Consider the following 14,307-nt stretch of genomic DNA (forward strand, 5'->3'; position numbering starts at 1 on the left):
TGTCCGTGAGAGTGCCCGCGGGCTGCAGGTCAGGCCGCGTCCTTCGGAATCTCGAACACCAGACACGTCGTGGTGGCGTGGGCGATGAGTCGGCCCTTGGAATCCGTGATGCGCGCTTCCGCCGTCGCCGCGCGGCGGCCGACATTCAGCGTCTTGCCTTCGGTGCGAACGGCGCCAGAATCCTTGCTCATCCCGCGGATGAAGCTGATCTTGAATTCCAGAGTGGTGTAGCCGGTGCCGACAGGCAACATGGTGTGCACGGCGAGGCCCATCGCCGAATCCAGCAGGATCGCCGCGTAGCCGCCATGTACCGAGCCAATCGGATTGTAGTGGCGGAAGCCGGGGACGCTGTGAAACACGACAACACCGGGTTCTGCGGTCGAGTCGAACGGCTCGACATTCTCCATGATCGGCGGCTGCGGCAGCTCGCCGGAGAAGATCTTGCGCACAAAATCGAGCCCGGGCATCGAGGCCATCAGGCTGGTGGGGACGACGTCGTAGCGGGGCGTGGGGGCGTCGGTCATGGATCATTCCCGGCAATTGTAATGACGAGCATCATACAAAAGGTGGCGCCGTGTGTCATCTTCTCTGCGTCCAGAACGAAAATGGCCGGGATGATCCCGGCCATGGCGTCTTGATTCCGCAAACTGAAATGAGAGCTACGACGCCTTGTTCGCCCGCATCAGATCCGCGAACCGCTTGAACAAATAATGCGAGTCGCGTGGACCGGGGGAAGCCTCCGGGTGATACTGCACCGAGAATACCGGCTTGCCGTCGAGCTGGATGCCGCAATTGGATCCGTCGAACAGCGAGATATGGGTCTGCGTCGCGCCCTTCGGCAATGTCGCTTCATCCACCGCGAAGCCGTGGTTCATCGAGGTAATTTCCACCTTGCCGGTGGTCTCATCCTTGACCGGATGATTGGCACCGTGATGGCCCTGATGCATCTTCTTGGTCTTGGCGCCCACCGCAAGGCCGAGCATCTGGTGACCGAGGCAGATGCCGAATGTGGGCACGCCGGAATCGATCACCTGCTTGATGACAGGCACAGCATATTTGCCTGTCTCGGCGGGATCGCCCGGTCCGTTGGACAGGAATACACCGTCCGGCTTCAGCGCCATGATCTCTTCTGCCGAAGTCGTGGCCGGAACGACTGTGACCTTGCAGCCTTCGCCGGCCAGCAGACGCAGAATGTTGCGCTTGATGCCGTAATCGATGGCGACGACGTTGAATTCAGGATTGGTCTGGCGGCCGAAGCCCTTTTCCCATTCCCAGGGAGTCTCGTCCCAGGTGAAGCGCTGGGCAGATGTCACCATCGGTACCAGGTCCATGCCTTCGAGGCCGGGCCATTCGCGTGCTTCTTCCTTCAGGCCATGCAGGTCAAATTGGCCGTCCTTCGCGTGCACAAGCACCGCATTGGGCATGCCCTTGTTGCGGATCAGCGCGGTCAAGGCGCGGGTGTCGATGCCGGAAATGCCGATGATGCCGCGCGCCTTCAGCCAGGCGTCGAGATGCCGGGAAGAGCGGTAATTCGATGGGTCGGTGATCGCCGAGCGCAGGATCACGCCGCGGGCGCCTGGCGTCGCCGCCATGTTCACCGTCTCGATATCCTCGTCGTTGGTGCCGACATTGCCGATATGCGGGAAGGTGAAGGTGATCAGCTGTCCGGCATAGGACGGATCGGTGAGGATTTCCTCATAGCCGGTCATCGCCGTGTTGAAGCAGACTTCGCCCACGGCCTGGCCTTCCGCGCCGAGGCCGAAGCCCTCCAGCACGGTGCCATCGGCGAGCACGAGGAGCGCGGTCGGTTTGTGGTCCGGCCAGGCTGAAGATGTTTCTGAGGGGGTCATGAGGGGACTACATAGTCCGCGCATCCGCCGCCGTCAAAGCCGGAACGGCCGGATTCACACGTCAACCATGGCCTGGCGGGTTAGCAATCGGCGCTTTGGCCGATGGTCCGGCCCCGAACAGACCTTCATGAAGGAAGAATATCTTATCCGGCAAAAATGTGGTGTTCCGGTTGTCCGGTAAAACCTGCACGCCGATAGCGCGTAATTTGCAGAATGAGATGTAAAATCAACTAATTATAATTACGAATGCTTGCCGGAACTCGCTTTCGCCGGTAGCAAGCTACGACTTCGCCATATTTCCGGATATTTCAGTGCAGTTGGACTATTTCGCCAAGATGGCCGCGCGCTCGGCCGTCGCGCCTGCGCGATGGCGCAGGCCTTTTCTGACCTTCCTCGATGGGATCGAGAAGGGCTGGACGATTCCTGTGCTGATCGTCGGCTTCGCGGGAATCTGGCTGCTGTTTCTGGTGATCGCCTATCAGAGCGGCGATCTGCATGCGGATGCGCTGGAAACCTGGACCCTTGGGCGCGAATTCGCATGGGGGAATCCCAAACATCCGCCTTTAATGGGCTGGGTCGCGCGGCTGTGGACGCTGGTTTTCCCGCTGACCGACTGGTCGTTCCAGTTGCTGTCGATGACCAATGCCGCGGTGGCGCTCTGGGCCGTCGATCTGATTGCGCGCCGCTTCGTGCGCGGCGATTCGCGAGCCGTCATATTGCTGCTGCTGATGCTGCTGCCGGCCTATCAGTTCCATGCCCAGCGCTTCAACGCGAACACAGTGCTGCTCGCGGTCTGGCCGCTGGCGACCTATTGCTTCCTGCGCTCCTTTGAAACGCGCGCTATCGGCTGGGCTGCCGCCGCCGGCGTCCTGTCCGCGCTGGCGATGCTCGGCAAATATTATTCGATCTTCCTGATCGCCAGCTTCGTGCTGGCAGCGATCGTGCATCCGCAGCGGGCGGTCTATTTCAGGTCCTGGGCACCGTGGGTCTCGACACTTGCCGGGCTCATTGCCCTTGGGCCGCACATCCATTGGCTCGTGACGACCGGTGCTGCGCCGTTCGCCTATGCCATACAGGTTCACGGCGGCATCGACTTTGGTCAGTCACTCATCGAAGCCAGCATGTTTTTGCTCGGTCTCGCGGCGACGCTGGCGCTGCCGGCTATTGTCTGGGTTTTATCGGCCGAGCTGCGCCTAAAGTACTTTTCGGCCGATTTCCGCGCGATGGGTCCAGGGTTGCTGCTGCTGTTCTGGGTGTTTATCGGCACGGTGCTACTGCCCGTTATGACTACCGTCACGCTTGGCACCGACATGCCTTCGCTATGGGCGCTCCAGGGTTTGTTCCTGCCTGCCGTTTTGATCGTTTGCGGCGCCCGCTTCACGCTCGAACGCCTGTATGTGGTCAATATGGTGGTGTTCGTCGCCGGCATCGCCATCATCGCAACCATTGTGGCTGCTCCGATCCATGCGATTTACCGCAATAGCATCAATCCTAACGAGCGGACTTACTATCGGCTGGCCGCTCAAGAGCTGACCGACCGGTGGCACCAGATGACAGGCCGGCCGATACCACGGATCAGTGGCGACGACGGGCTGGCATTCGCGACGGCCTTTTACAGCCCTGACCATCCCGTCTACAGCCGCCCGTTCCAGTTCCAGTACACTTGGGGCATGCCGCGCGCGACGACGCTGCAGAAGGGGTGGGCTTCGATGTGCTTTGCGACAGATAGCGATTGCCTGATGTGGATGGGCAAGGTTGCGATGCTCGAGCCGCGGCATGTCAGGTTTGATTTCGAGGTTCAGCCCCGGCTATGGGGCCAGGCCGGTATTCCGGCCACCATATCGGCGTTGATGGTTCTGCCGTACGTCGCTGGGGCCAATGCGCCCGGGCCGCTGTCCGCAGGCGTGGAGGATTTCAGCTCCAGCCATCGGCAATAGGTTTGGGCAGTAGGTTCGGGCAACAGCTCCGGGCGACGTCCCCGAGAATTGGCGGGTGCAGTTGTGCATACCCCTTAAAACGCTTAGATCGGGGCCAACCGAGTTCCGGCGCTGCGATTGGCGGCCGCAAGAGGAGACGCAGATGCTGCGCGATGACATCAACAACGCCGTCAAGGACGCCATGCGGGCCAAGGACGAGCGCAAGCTTTCGACGCTTCGCATGGTCAATTCGACCATCAAGAATGCCGATATCGAGGCGCGCGGCCAGAGCAAGCCGCCGCTGTCGGACGCCGACCTGTTGAGCCTACTGCAGAAGATGATCAAGCAGCGCCAGGAATCCGTCGAGCTCTATGACAAGGGCGGCCGCGCCGAACTCGCGGCCCAGGAGCGCGAGGAAATCGCGATCATCTCCGCCTATCTGCCGCAGCAGATGTCAGAGGACGAGACCAAGTCCGCCATCGCAGCCGAGATCGCAGCGACGGGTGCGGCCGGCATGAAAGACATGGGCAAGGTGATCGCCGCGCTGAAAGCGAAATATGCCGGCCAGATGGACTTCGGCAAGGCCAGCGGTCTCGTGAAGGCTGCATTGAACGGCTGATGCTCTCTTTAACCTCTCCCCGCCCTTTGCGGGGAGAGGTCGCGCGCACCTGGCGCGCGGGTGAGGGGCCAAGCACGCTGCTTCAACGCACGCAGTCTATCGGTTCGGATCAATCCGAGGTCTTGCGCAATTCCTCATCGATGAGCGACAGCACGCCTTCGATATTTGACAGCACATCGTTGTTCCAGAAGCGAAGCACGCAATAACCTTGCTCGCGCAGATATCGATCGCGCATGGCGTCCCGTTGCGACTCCAGATGCTGCCCGCCATCGACCTCGATAACGATCATCTTCTCCCGACAAACGAAGTCGCAGATATATCGCCCGATCGGCTCTTGGCGAATGAATTTGCAGCCGGAAATCTGCCTGTTGCGCAGACGATTCCACAGTTTCGTTTCGGCGTCGGTGGAGTTGGCGCGTAATTCGCGCGATCTGTTGGTGATGCGAATGTGGCCACGCATGTGCCATGCCCCTCACCCGACCGGCTTCGCCGGTCGACCTCTCCCCGCGAAGGGCGGGGAGAGGTTAGGAACGCTGTCGCTCTTGTCAGCTACGCCGCCGCCGTCGGCAGGCTATACGTCTTGAACTGATCGCGCAGGGCGGTCTTCAGGATCTTGCCGGTGGCCGTGTGCGGGATCGCATCGACGAACACGACATCATCCGGCATCCACCACTTGGCGATCTTGCCATCCATGTATTTCAGGATGTCTTCGCGCGTGGCAGTCTGGTCCTGCTTGAGCTGCACGATGAGCAGCGGGCGCTCGTCCCACTTCGGATGATAGACGCCGATGACGGCGGCTTCCGCCACCTGCGGATGACCGACGGCGAGATTTTCCAGATCGATCGACGAGATCCATTCGCCGCCGGACTTGATGACGTCCTTGGAGCGGTCGGTGATCCGCATATAGCCATGCGCGTCGATGGTCGCGACGTCGCCGGTGTCGAAATAGCCTTCCTCGTCGAGGATTTCGTCCTCGACGCGGAAATAGGCGCGCGACACCGAAGGTCCGCGCACCTTGAGACGGCCGAAGGTCTTGCCGTCCCATGGCAGGTTCTTGCCGGCGTCGTCGGTGATCTTCATCTGGACGCCGAACGGCGGATAGCCCTGGGTCTGCAGGATATCCAGCCGCTCGTCGCCTTCGAGCTGGTCGAATGGTGGCTTCAACGCGGCCAGCGTGCCGATCGGGCTCATTTCGGTCATGCCCCAGGCATGGCGCGCGCCGATGCCCATATCGACGAAGGCCTTGATCATCGAACGCGGCATTGCCGAGCCGCCGCACACCACCATGCGCAGGTCAGGCAGTTTCAGATTGTTCTGCGACATGTAGTTGAGCAGCATCAGCCACACTGTCGGCACGCCCGCGGTATGCGTCACCCTCTCGGTCGAGAGCAATTCGTAGATCGAGGCGCCGTCCATCTTGGCGCCTGGCAGCACGAGCTTGGTGCCCATCGACGGCGCGGAGAACGCGATGCCCCAGCTATTGGCATGGAACAGCGGGACCACCGGCAGCATGGTGTCGGCGGCATTGGCGCCGAGCGAGTCACCGGTATTGGCCATCAGCGCGTGCATCACGTTGGAGCGGTGCGAGTACAGCACGCCCTTTGGATCGCCTGTTGTTCCCGACGTGTAGCACATCGCCGCTGCGGTGTTCTCGTCGAACTCCTTCCATTTGAAGTTGCCGTCGACCTCAGCGATCCAGTCCTCATAGGCCACGGCGTTTTTCAGCGTGGTCTGCGGCATGTGCGCCTTGTCGGTGTAGACGATGTAGCGCTCGACTGATGGCAGCTGGTCGGCGAGTTTCTCGAGGATCGGGACGAAGGTGAGGTCGGTCATCACGATACGATCTTGCGCATGGTTGATGATCCACGCGATCTGATCCGGGAATAGACGTGGATTGACGGTGTGGCAGATGGCGCCGATGCCCATGATGCCGTACCACGTTTCCAGGTGCCGCCACGTGTTCCACGCGATGGTGGCGACGCGGTCGCCCATCTTGATGCCCTCGCGGTCGAGACGCTGTGCGACCTTCAGGGCACGGGTACGAATTTCGGCGTAATTGGTGCGGTGGATGGGACCTTCGACTGATCTGGTCACGACCTCGCGCTCGCCGTGGACTTGGGCCGCATGATCGATGATCCGATGACACAGCAAAGGCCAGTCTTGCATCAAGCCACGCATTTGATCGTTCCTCCGTCTTGTGATTGGCGTGCCGGCTCCCCGATCGTTGCCGGGGAACTTCGACCCTGTTCTTGCTTTAGGTCTTGGCATGAAGTTTAGCGCGGGGAAAGCGGCCCGGAAATGGACTTTTGGCCTATCCGGCTGCGACCAAAGGACAATTGGGGTGGTTCTGGCGTTGCTGCTGGTTGCCGCGCCGGCGCAGGCCTATCTGACGACATCGCGTGTGCCGCTGCCAAAGCCCCGCCCGGCAGAAGCGCCGGCGATCGAGCCGGCGCAAAAGCCCGGTGAGGAGCCTGCGAGATCGGAGCAACCCGCTGAGCCTGAGAAGCCTGCTGCGGAAGCGCGTCCGCCGGAGCCGCCGCCGCCTTCAGCCTGCCGCTTGGCGCTCACGGATGCCATCGCTGTTGCGCCGAGTATTCCCGACATCAAGGGGCCGGGCGCCTGCGGCGGACCCGACATGGTGCGGCTGGAAGCGGTCGTGCTGCCGGACAAGACGCGCGTGCCGCTGAAGCCGGCGGGAACTATGCGCTGCGCCATGGCAACGGCGGTGGCCGAATGGATCCGCGCCGACATGGCACCGCTCGCGACCAGCCTCGGCACCAAGCTTCTTGAGCTCGATAATTTCGACTCCTTCGATTGCCGTGGTCGCAACCGGGTCGTCGGGGCGAAACTGTCAGAGCATGGCCGCGCCAATGCGCTGGATGTGCGCGGGCTGAAACTCGCCAACGGCCGCTCGATCGCGCTCACCGAGCGCAACACGCCGCGCGAGCAGCGCGAGGCCGTGCTGCATTCGGTCTGTACGCGGTTCACCACCGTGCTGGGGCCGGGCTCCGACGGCTACCACGAGGATCATATCCATCTCGATATCGCCGAGCGGCGCGGCAACTACCGGATCTGCCAGTGGGAGGTCTGGGACGAGTGGCCGCGCATCGCACCGCTGATGCCGGCCGTGCGTCCGGACGAAGCACCGCCGCGCGAAGTGGCCGAGGGCAAGCCGGGCGAGAAGACGTCGGAGGCGGCGAAGCCCGCAGAGCCTGTTGCGGCTCAGCCAGCCGCGGAGCCCGAACCGGAAGCTGCCGAAGCCGAGCCCGCGCCGGAACAGCCCAAGCCGAAGCCAAAACCCAAGCCGAAGAAGCGCCGCGCGCCGCCACCTTCGCCGTTCAGCTTTTTGCGGTGAGGGGACAGGAAGTCCACTTGTGAGGCTGAGTAATCTATCGATGGTCATCCCCGCGAAGGCGGGGATCCATAACCGCTATCGGGTGTAGTGGGGGTGGTCACGGTGCCGCATCTGCCGTGCTTCGTCAGTTCTCGGGAGTGTATGGATCCCCGCCTTCGCGGGGATGACACCGGTGTTTGGGGGTAATCGCCGGGCAACCCGATAATCCACCCAACAAAAAACCGCCGGCAAAACCGGCGCTTTTTCTAATCAGATAAAACTCTGTCAGCTCAGTATGGCGTTCCGCCGCCGCCCTGCAGGGCCAACTTGGAATTATACGGCGAGTCGCCGGCCTTCGGCTCGAGCACGACGACCACAGCGCCGGGCTTGACGCGGCTATAGAGGTCGATGACGTCTTCGTTGGTCATGCGGATGCAGCCCGACGAGATCGAGGCGCCGATATATTCCGGCTGATTGGTGCCGTGAATGCGGAACAGCGTGTCCTTGTTGCCCTGATAGAGATAGAGGGCGCGGGCACCGAGCGGATTATCGACGCCGCCGGGCACCTGGGCCGGCAGGCCTTCGATGCGGGCGTGAATGTCCTTGGTCGGGGTCCACTTCGGCCATTCGGCCATGTTGCCGACGCGCGCGACGCCCGAGAAGGCCAGCGCTTCTTCGCCGACGGTCACGCCATAGCGGATCGCCTTGCCGCCGTCCTGGACGAAATAGAGATAGTGGTTGTCGGAATCGACCACGATCGAGCCCGGCGCTTCCTTGCGGTGGAAGTCGACGATGGCGCGGCGGAACGGCTCGGCGACGGCAACCTTGGCGTAACGTGCCTTGGCGAGTTGTGCCTTGTCATTCGGCTTGAGGCTGGCTTCCGGAGCGGCCTGGAATTGCGTGGCGGTCTGCATGCAGCCCGACAGCATCAGGCCGGCGGCGACAATCAAACCAAGCTTAATCTTGAGCGGCGACATGTCATTGTTCCAATTGCGTGAGGTCCGAAGAAACAGGCTGGTGCAAGGAAACGCACCCAAAATAGCCTGCGAACGCCACGATTCCGTTAAAGCTACTATCGCTGAAATCCGCTGCAATTCCAGCGGTTAGATGCGCTGCGCATCATGCAGCGCACAACCTGTGTCATATTTGCCGCAGAATTTTCGACCCTCCGGCCAAATCCTGTGCAGAACCGCAACGCCTCGCGAAGCCGTGATGCGGGCGTGACAATTTTGTTAAATCGAGACCATGGAGCGCGTGATCTTACGGGAAAAATTCCCCGGGTTGGCGCGCCGCACAAAGGCTGTCATGACGGCTGCATCCGCGTCGGTCATGGTCGGTCGCCCCTGCCGATTTTGCCCGGATCGTCCGTATTGCAGTTTCCCGCCTTTTCAATCTTCCGGAGTTGCCATGCTCGCTGTCTTCACCCCTGCCGACCACGCCTTGAGGAAATCCGAGCCGACCGATCTCGAGGCGTTGCCGGATAATGCGGTGTGGATCGACATGGTGAAGCCGTCGCCGGCCGAGGACAAGGCGGTGGAGAAGCTGGCGGGGATCGAAATCCCGACCCGTGAAGACATGCAGGAGATCGAAATCTCCAGCCGTCTCTATATCGAGAACGGCGCCCGCTATATGACCGCGAGCTTGATGTGCGGCTCCGACACGGAGTCGCCGCGGATCACGGCGGTAACGTTCATCCTCACCCGGCAACGGCTGGTGACGGTGCGCTACGATACACCGCGTCCGTTCGCGTCCGTCGAACTGAAGCTTGGCCGCAATGCGCCCGCCGGCGCCAATGGCGAAACCACCCTGCTCGAACTGCTCGACGCGGTGATCGATCGCTGCGCCGACATTCTCGAACGCGTCGGCGCCGATGTCGATCAGGTCAGTCACGACATCTTCGAGCCGGATGAGTCGCTGCGGACCGGCCATGCCAAGCGTTATTCCGAAATTCTCATCACCATCGGTCGCAAGGGCGACCTGACCTCGAAAGTGCGTGAAAGCCTCGTCTCGATCGGCCGCGTCGTCACCTTCATCACGGCGGAAGCTGAAGGCGTGAAGTGGTCGAAGGACATGCGCGCGCAGCTCAAGACCATGCAGCGCGACGTGGTGTCGCTGACCGATCACGCCTCCTATCTGTCGAACAAGATCACCTTCACGCTCGATGCGATGCTCGGTGTCGTCAATCTCGAACAGAACAACATCATCAAGCTGTTCTCGGTCATGGCCGTCGTGCTGATGCCGCCGACATTGATCGCCTCGGTCTACGGCATGAATTTCAAGGCGATGCCGGAACTGCAATGGGACGTCGGTTACCCCATGGCGCTGATCATGATGCTGTTCGCCGCGGTGCTGCCTTATATGTTCTTCAAGTGGAAGAAGTGGCTGTAGGGCACGTAGGGCGGCACTAACCTCTCATTTGTCATTCCGGGATGCGTCACGCCGGCGAAGCCGGTGGGGTGCAGGCCCGGAATCCATAAGTTCGATCGTGGTTATGGATTCCGGGTTCGCGCAAGGGCGCGCCCCGGAATGACAAATGAGGGATAGCAGCGCCCAAACATTTTTCCTGCATCTCTTGACAATATGCCTATAAGGATTATCCTCCGCTCATCCGGTTCGCGAGGGGCGCTTCATGAGGCGTCTTGAAGTGGGACAGGGATGCGGCGCCTGCGGGTGTGGGGTGACGTACCCCGCGCACTCGGGAGGCCTTGGGTCACCGTCCGGCCCCACTACGGGGGTCTGCCACTCATGCTGGCTGGACGTGGCATTGGTGAACGGCGGGAAACCGTCGGGATCAGCGGAGTGCGGAGCTCTGCGCCTTTGCCCGGAAGAACGGTCCCGGGGACAGAAATCGCCGCGGTGGCGCGCCGGATGGCGTTGCGCGGTTGCAGCTTGCCGGCGTTCCGGCGGAGCGGATCGCGAAAATTACCACCATTTCGCGTCGTCAGGCGCGCTGCCACCCCTCATGTTTCAGGAGGGGACACCGCTTAGACAACCCCGAGCATGCGCTCGCGGGATCATAAAGGCGCGGGTGTCTGAATCTTTTTCCAACTATCAAAACGCATTCATGATGCGTGTTCGAAAAGCCCAATGATCATAGGCTTCGCGCGATTCCCGCCACAATTTATCCGGTAAAATTCGAGCGTTCCGCTGAACGGTTGCGCTAATGGTTGCTGTCATAACGCTGTCAGAAGCGATGAGGACAGCAATGGTTGACAAAACAGAAACATCGGGACGGAACGTCGTCGATCTCAGGTCCTATCAACAGGCGCGCATGGCCAACGGTCGGGCGCAGGCGATGTCCGTGCGTACCTGCCGGCATTGTGGTGCCGGGTTGATGGACGGCGAATCCGAAGACGATTGTTCCAGCGCGGGGATCAGCGCGGCTGCGCCGATGCCGCGGAAATTTTACGCGGACTAGAAAATCCTGCGCTTTTCGAGGAGCGCCAGAATGGCGCGGTCCTCAGCATGACTATTCCCCACCCGTTACCGCTGATCAGACGTGCTGGCCGCCATTGATGTGGATCTCGGCGCCGTTCACGTATGAACTCGTTTCCGTACACAGCACATAGATGATCTTGGCGACTTCGTCGGGCGTGCCGAGCCGATGCAGCGGGATCTGCTGATCGACGATGGTCTGCGTGCCCGGCGAGAGGATCGAGGTGTCGATCTCGCCCGGCGCGATGGCGTTGACGCGGATGCCGAGGCGGCCGAAATCCGACGCCATTTCGCGGGTCAGCGACGCCAGCGCCGCTTTCGATGTGGCATAGGCCGCACCGGCAAACGGATGCACGCGCGAGCCGGCGATCGAGGTGACATTCACCACTGAGCCCTTCGCAGCCTTCAACTGCTCGATCAGCCCGCGGGCCATCATGATCGGTGCGAAGAAGTTGACGTTGAAGACATGGCTCCAGGTCGCGACGTCAGTATCGATCGAGCCCATGCGCGCGCCACCTTCGGCCTTCGGCGAGATGGCGGCATTGTTCACCAGCGCATGCAGCGCGCCGCCGTTCAGCCGTTCCTTGATGTCGTCGATGGCGCGGACGGTGTCGTCATGGTCGGCGAGGTCGACCTGGATGTGATCTTCGGGGCCGGCATCCCATGGGCAGACTTCCGGAAACGGATGCCGCGAACAGGTCAGCACACGCCAGCCGGCGCTTGAAAAGCGCATCACGGTGGCATGACCGATGCCGCGGCTTGCGCCGGTGAGCAGCATGGTGCGCTTGGGCGCGTTCGATCCTGGATGGCTCACGGGTCTGGTTCTCGTCTCGTTGTCGGCGTTCACGGATACAGTCTCACCTTGGTCCAGGACGTATCTGGTGCCGCGGTGTCGCGGCGGAATTCGATGCGGTCGTGCAGGCGATACGGGCGGTCGTGCCAGAATTCGAACCGCTGTGGCGTGATGCGCCATCCGCTCCAGCCTGGCGGACGCGGAACGGCGCCGATCAGGTGCTTTGCGCCTTCCTTGGCGATGGCCTGTTCGAAGGCAAAGCGGCTTTCCAGCGGCTGCGACTGCTTGCTCGCCCAGGCGCCGATCTGGGCCTGTTTCGGGCGGGTCGAGAAATACTCGTCGGCCTCGGCATCGGTCACGCGGGTGACGGGACCGCGAATGCGGACCTGCCGGCGCAGCGACTTCCAGTGAAACAATAGCGCTGCCTTGGGATTGGCGGCGAGCTCCTGACCCTTCTGGCTGGCGATGTGGCTGTAGAACACGAAGCCGTCGGTGTCGTAGCCCTTCATCAGCACCATGCGGACATCCGGCAGGCCGTCGGCGTCGACGGTGGCCAGCGCCATCGCGTTCGGATCGTTGGGCTCGGACGCCTTCGCCTCGGTAAACCACTCGGAAAACAGCGCAAATGGTTCCGCAGCGGCCGTAAAATCACCTGACGTTAACGGAGTTGAGTCTTTGATGGGGGAGGTCGTGTCGGTCATGTCCGGAGTTCCGCTTGCGTTGGCCTGTTGTAGAGAGCTCGCTGCTGCCCCTGCATAGGCAAGACCTATATAGGATACGGCAACGCATTGGCCTATCGGCCATCTGCCCGCTCGGTGCGGCTTTGACAGCAATTCTTATCGGCAGCACCCTCGGTGGTTGCAGTATGGGCCGAAACGAGTCCGCGCTGGCCAGGATGGAGGGCGGCGATGTCACCGGTTCGATTTCGCCGGCATCCGTCCAGGCCACCAATTACGAGCCCACCGAAGCCGATCTTGTCCTGACGCGCACTGCGGCCTCCGATGTCCTTACCAAGGGCAGCAAGGATTCCAGCCAGCCCTGGGAAAACCCGTCGACCGGCGCGCGCGGATCGGTAACGCCTCTGTCCAGTGCCTATGTCGCGGAAGGTCGCACCTGCAGGGATTTTCTGGCCAGCTATGTCAACGGCACCAGCGAAAGCTGGATGCAAGGTGCGGCCTGTAAGGGTGACCGCGGCAGCTGGGACGTGCATACGCTGAAGCCGTGGAAACGGAGCTAGTTTTCACCGGCGGGCCGCTTGCGGCCGAGTTGCAAAAATGACACGAAGTCACCAGATGAAGAAGCAGGCGGGCCCTGGCCCGCAAACCCAACATGCGGGCCGATTGCCCGCCTTTTAGTTACCTGAAGGAGAGACGACGGATGCGCGACCCCTATGAGGTCTTGGGGGTGCAGCGGGGCGCCAGCGCTGCGGCGATCAAGAGTGCCTATCGCAAGCTCGCCAAGAAGCATCATCCCGACAGCAACAAGGACGATCCGAAAGCCGCCGACCGGTTTTCGGAATTGAATGCGGCCAACGAGATCATCGGCGACGAGGACAAGCGCAAGCAGTTCGACCGCGGCGAGATCGATGCCGAGGGTAAAGCACGCTTCCAGGGATTTCCGGGCGGCGGCCGCGCCGGCGCGTCGCAGCGCGGCTTCGAGCATGCTTTCCGCGGCGGTCCCGGTGCGCAGCAGGGCTTTCCCGGCGGTGCCGCCGGTGGCGGTTTCGAGGATATCCTCAACAGCATGTTCGGCGGCGCCAGCCCGCGCGGCGCGCGGCCGGGCGCGCAGGGCTTTGAGTTCGATACCGGTGGCTATGCCGGCGGGATGCCCGATCTGGATCTGAACGTCGCCATGACGGTGACGCTGGAAGAATCCGTGAAGGGTGCCGAGAAGCGCGTACGTCTGCCATCCGGCAAGGAATTGAACGTCAAGATACCGGCCGGCGTCACGTCGGGCCAGCAGATCCGGCTCCGCGGGCAGGGTGAAAGCGCGCCAGGACATCGTCCCGGCGATCTGATGATCACCGTCACCATCGCTCCCCACGCCCACTTCAAGGTGGATGGCAACGACCTGCGCGTCGATCTGCCGATCACGCTGTACGAAGCCGTGCTGGGGGCCAAGGTGCGCGCGCCGACACTCACCGGTGCCGTGGAGCTTTCAATTCCGAAGAACACCTCGAGCGGACGGGTGTTTCGCCTGAAGGGCAAGGGCCTGCCGCTGGCCGGCGGCGCCGCGGGCGATCTCTACTTCACCACCAGGATCATGCTGCCGGATGGCAACGATGCCGAGCTGGAAGCCCTGATGGAAAAGTGGCGCGACGGGCACCCGTATCATCCGCGCAGCGATCTGGGGTGAGGCGA

13 protein-coding genes are annotated in these 14,307 nt (G+C 62.0%); 6 read left to right on the forward strand and 7 right to left on the reverse strand.

Annotated elements, in window-relative coordinates; genetic code table 11:
- Positions 1 to 29: 29 nt before the first annotated feature.
- Both AB8A23_RS12640 and carA read right to left on the reverse strand, forming a co-directional pair.
- Positions 30 to 524 carry a PaaI family thioesterase gene (locus AB8A23_RS12640; RefSeq protein ID WP_439059557.1) on the reverse strand — a complete coding sequence of 165 codons (495 nt, stop codon included), beginning with the start codon at positions 522 to 524 and terminating at the stop codon, positions 30 to 32.
- Between the two features lie 135 nt (positions 525 to 659).
- On the reverse strand, positions 660 to 1,850 hold the full coding sequence (gene carA, locus AB8A23_RS12645) for a glutamine-hydrolyzing carbamoyl-phosphate synthase small subunit (protein WP_439059556.1): 1,191 nt from the start codon (positions 1,848 to 1,850) through the stop codon (positions 660 to 662).
- A gap of 425 nt (positions 1,851 to 2,275) precedes the next feature.
- Between carA and AB8A23_RS12650 the strand changes: the two genes are divergently transcribed.
- Together AB8A23_RS12650 and AB8A23_RS12655 are read left to right on the forward strand one after the other, a co-directional pair.
- On the forward strand, positions 2,276 to 3,787 hold the full coding sequence (locus tag AB8A23_RS12650; protein ID WP_439059555.1) for a glycosyltransferase family 39 protein: 1,512 nt from the start codon (positions 2,276 to 2,278) through the stop codon (positions 3,785 to 3,787).
- A gap of 142 nt (positions 3,788 to 3,929) precedes the next feature.
- The gene (locus AB8A23_RS12655) at positions 3,930 to 4,385 is read left to right on the forward strand and encodes a GatB/YqeY domain-containing protein (protein ID WP_093756874.1); all 456 of its coding nucleotides are present in this window, start codon (positions 3,930 to 3,932) and stop codon (positions 4,383 to 4,385) included.
- A gap of 109 nt (positions 4,386 to 4,494) precedes the next feature.
- Here the strand turns inward: AB8A23_RS12655 and AB8A23_RS12660 are convergent, their stop codons facing one another.
- Positions 4,495 to 4,845 carry an endonuclease domain-containing protein gene (locus AB8A23_RS12660; protein ID WP_439059554.1) on the reverse strand — a complete coding sequence of 117 codons (351 nt, stop codon included), beginning with the start codon at positions 4,843 to 4,845 and terminating at the stop codon, positions 4,495 to 4,497.
- A gap of 89 nt (positions 4,846 to 4,934) precedes the next feature.
- Positions 4,935 to 6,563 (reverse strand): fatty-acid--CoA ligase, encoded by a 1,629-nt coding sequence (locus AB8A23_RS12665; protein WP_439059553.1) that lies wholly within the window; start codon positions 6,561 to 6,563, stop codon positions 4,935 to 4,937.
- A gap of 88 nt (positions 6,564 to 6,651) precedes the next feature.
- Here AB8A23_RS12665 and AB8A23_RS12670 point away from each other — a divergent pair, with 88 nt between their 5' ends.
- Entirely contained in the window at positions 6,652 to 7,740 is a 1,089-nt protein-coding gene (locus tag AB8A23_RS12670; protein WP_439059552.1) for an extensin family protein, read from the forward strand.
- A gap of 269 nt (positions 7,741 to 8,009) precedes the next feature.
- Here AB8A23_RS12670 and AB8A23_RS12675 read toward each other — a convergent pair whose 3' ends face one another.
- Positions 8,010 to 8,696, reverse strand: a complete 687-nt coding sequence (locus AB8A23_RS12675) for a L,D-transpeptidase (protein ID WP_068734945.1) — start codon at positions 8,694 to 8,696, stop codon at positions 8,010 to 8,012.
- Between the two features lie 430 nt (positions 8,697 to 9,126).
- On the opposite strand from AB8A23_RS12675, the gene AB8A23_RS12680 reads away from it, so the two are divergent.
- Positions 9,127 to 10,107 carry a magnesium transporter CorA family protein gene (locus AB8A23_RS12680; RefSeq protein ID WP_309948501.1) on the forward strand — a complete coding sequence of 327 codons (981 nt, stop codon included), beginning with the start codon at positions 9,127 to 9,129 and terminating at the stop codon, positions 10,105 to 10,107.
- A gap of 1,105 nt (positions 10,108 to 11,212) precedes the next feature.
- On the opposite strand, the gene AB8A23_RS12685 is transcribed toward AB8A23_RS12680, so the two are convergent.
- Positions 11,213 to 11,932, reverse strand: a complete 720-nt coding sequence (locus AB8A23_RS12685; RefSeq protein WP_089265492.1) for an SDR family NAD(P)-dependent oxidoreductase — start codon at positions 11,930 to 11,932, stop codon at positions 11,213 to 11,215.
- Between the two features lie 65 nt (positions 11,933 to 11,997).
- Positions 11,998 to 12,648: a pyridoxamine 5'-phosphate oxidase gene (gene pdxH / locus AB8A23_RS12690; protein ID WP_175368250.1), complete on the reverse strand. Its 651-nt coding sequence runs from the start codon at positions 12,646 to 12,648 to the stop codon at positions 11,998 to 12,000.
- 122 nt (positions 12,649 to 12,770) lie between these two features.
- On the opposite strand from pdxH, the gene AB8A23_RS12695 reads away from it, so the two are divergent.
- Positions 12,771 to 13,184 (forward strand): RT0821/Lpp0805 family surface protein, encoded by a 414-nt coding sequence (locus AB8A23_RS12695; protein ID WP_089265490.1) that lies wholly within the window; start codon positions 12,771 to 12,773, stop codon positions 13,182 to 13,184.
- A 140-nt stretch (positions 13,185 to 13,324) separates the two neighbouring features.
- Positions 13,325 to 14,302, forward strand: a complete 978-nt coding sequence (locus tag AB8A23_RS12700) for a DnaJ C-terminal domain-containing protein (RefSeq protein WP_231079672.1) — start codon at positions 13,325 to 13,327, stop codon at positions 14,300 to 14,302.
- Positions 14,303 to 14,307: the final 5 nt, after the last annotated feature.

Origin of the sequence: Tardiphaga sp. 619_E2_N8_4 (genome assembly GCF_051810905.1) — a bacterium.
In the GTDB taxonomy this organism is placed as follows: Bacteria; Pseudomonadota; Alphaproteobacteria; order Rhizobiales; family Xanthobacteraceae; genus Tardiphaga; species Tardiphaga robiniae.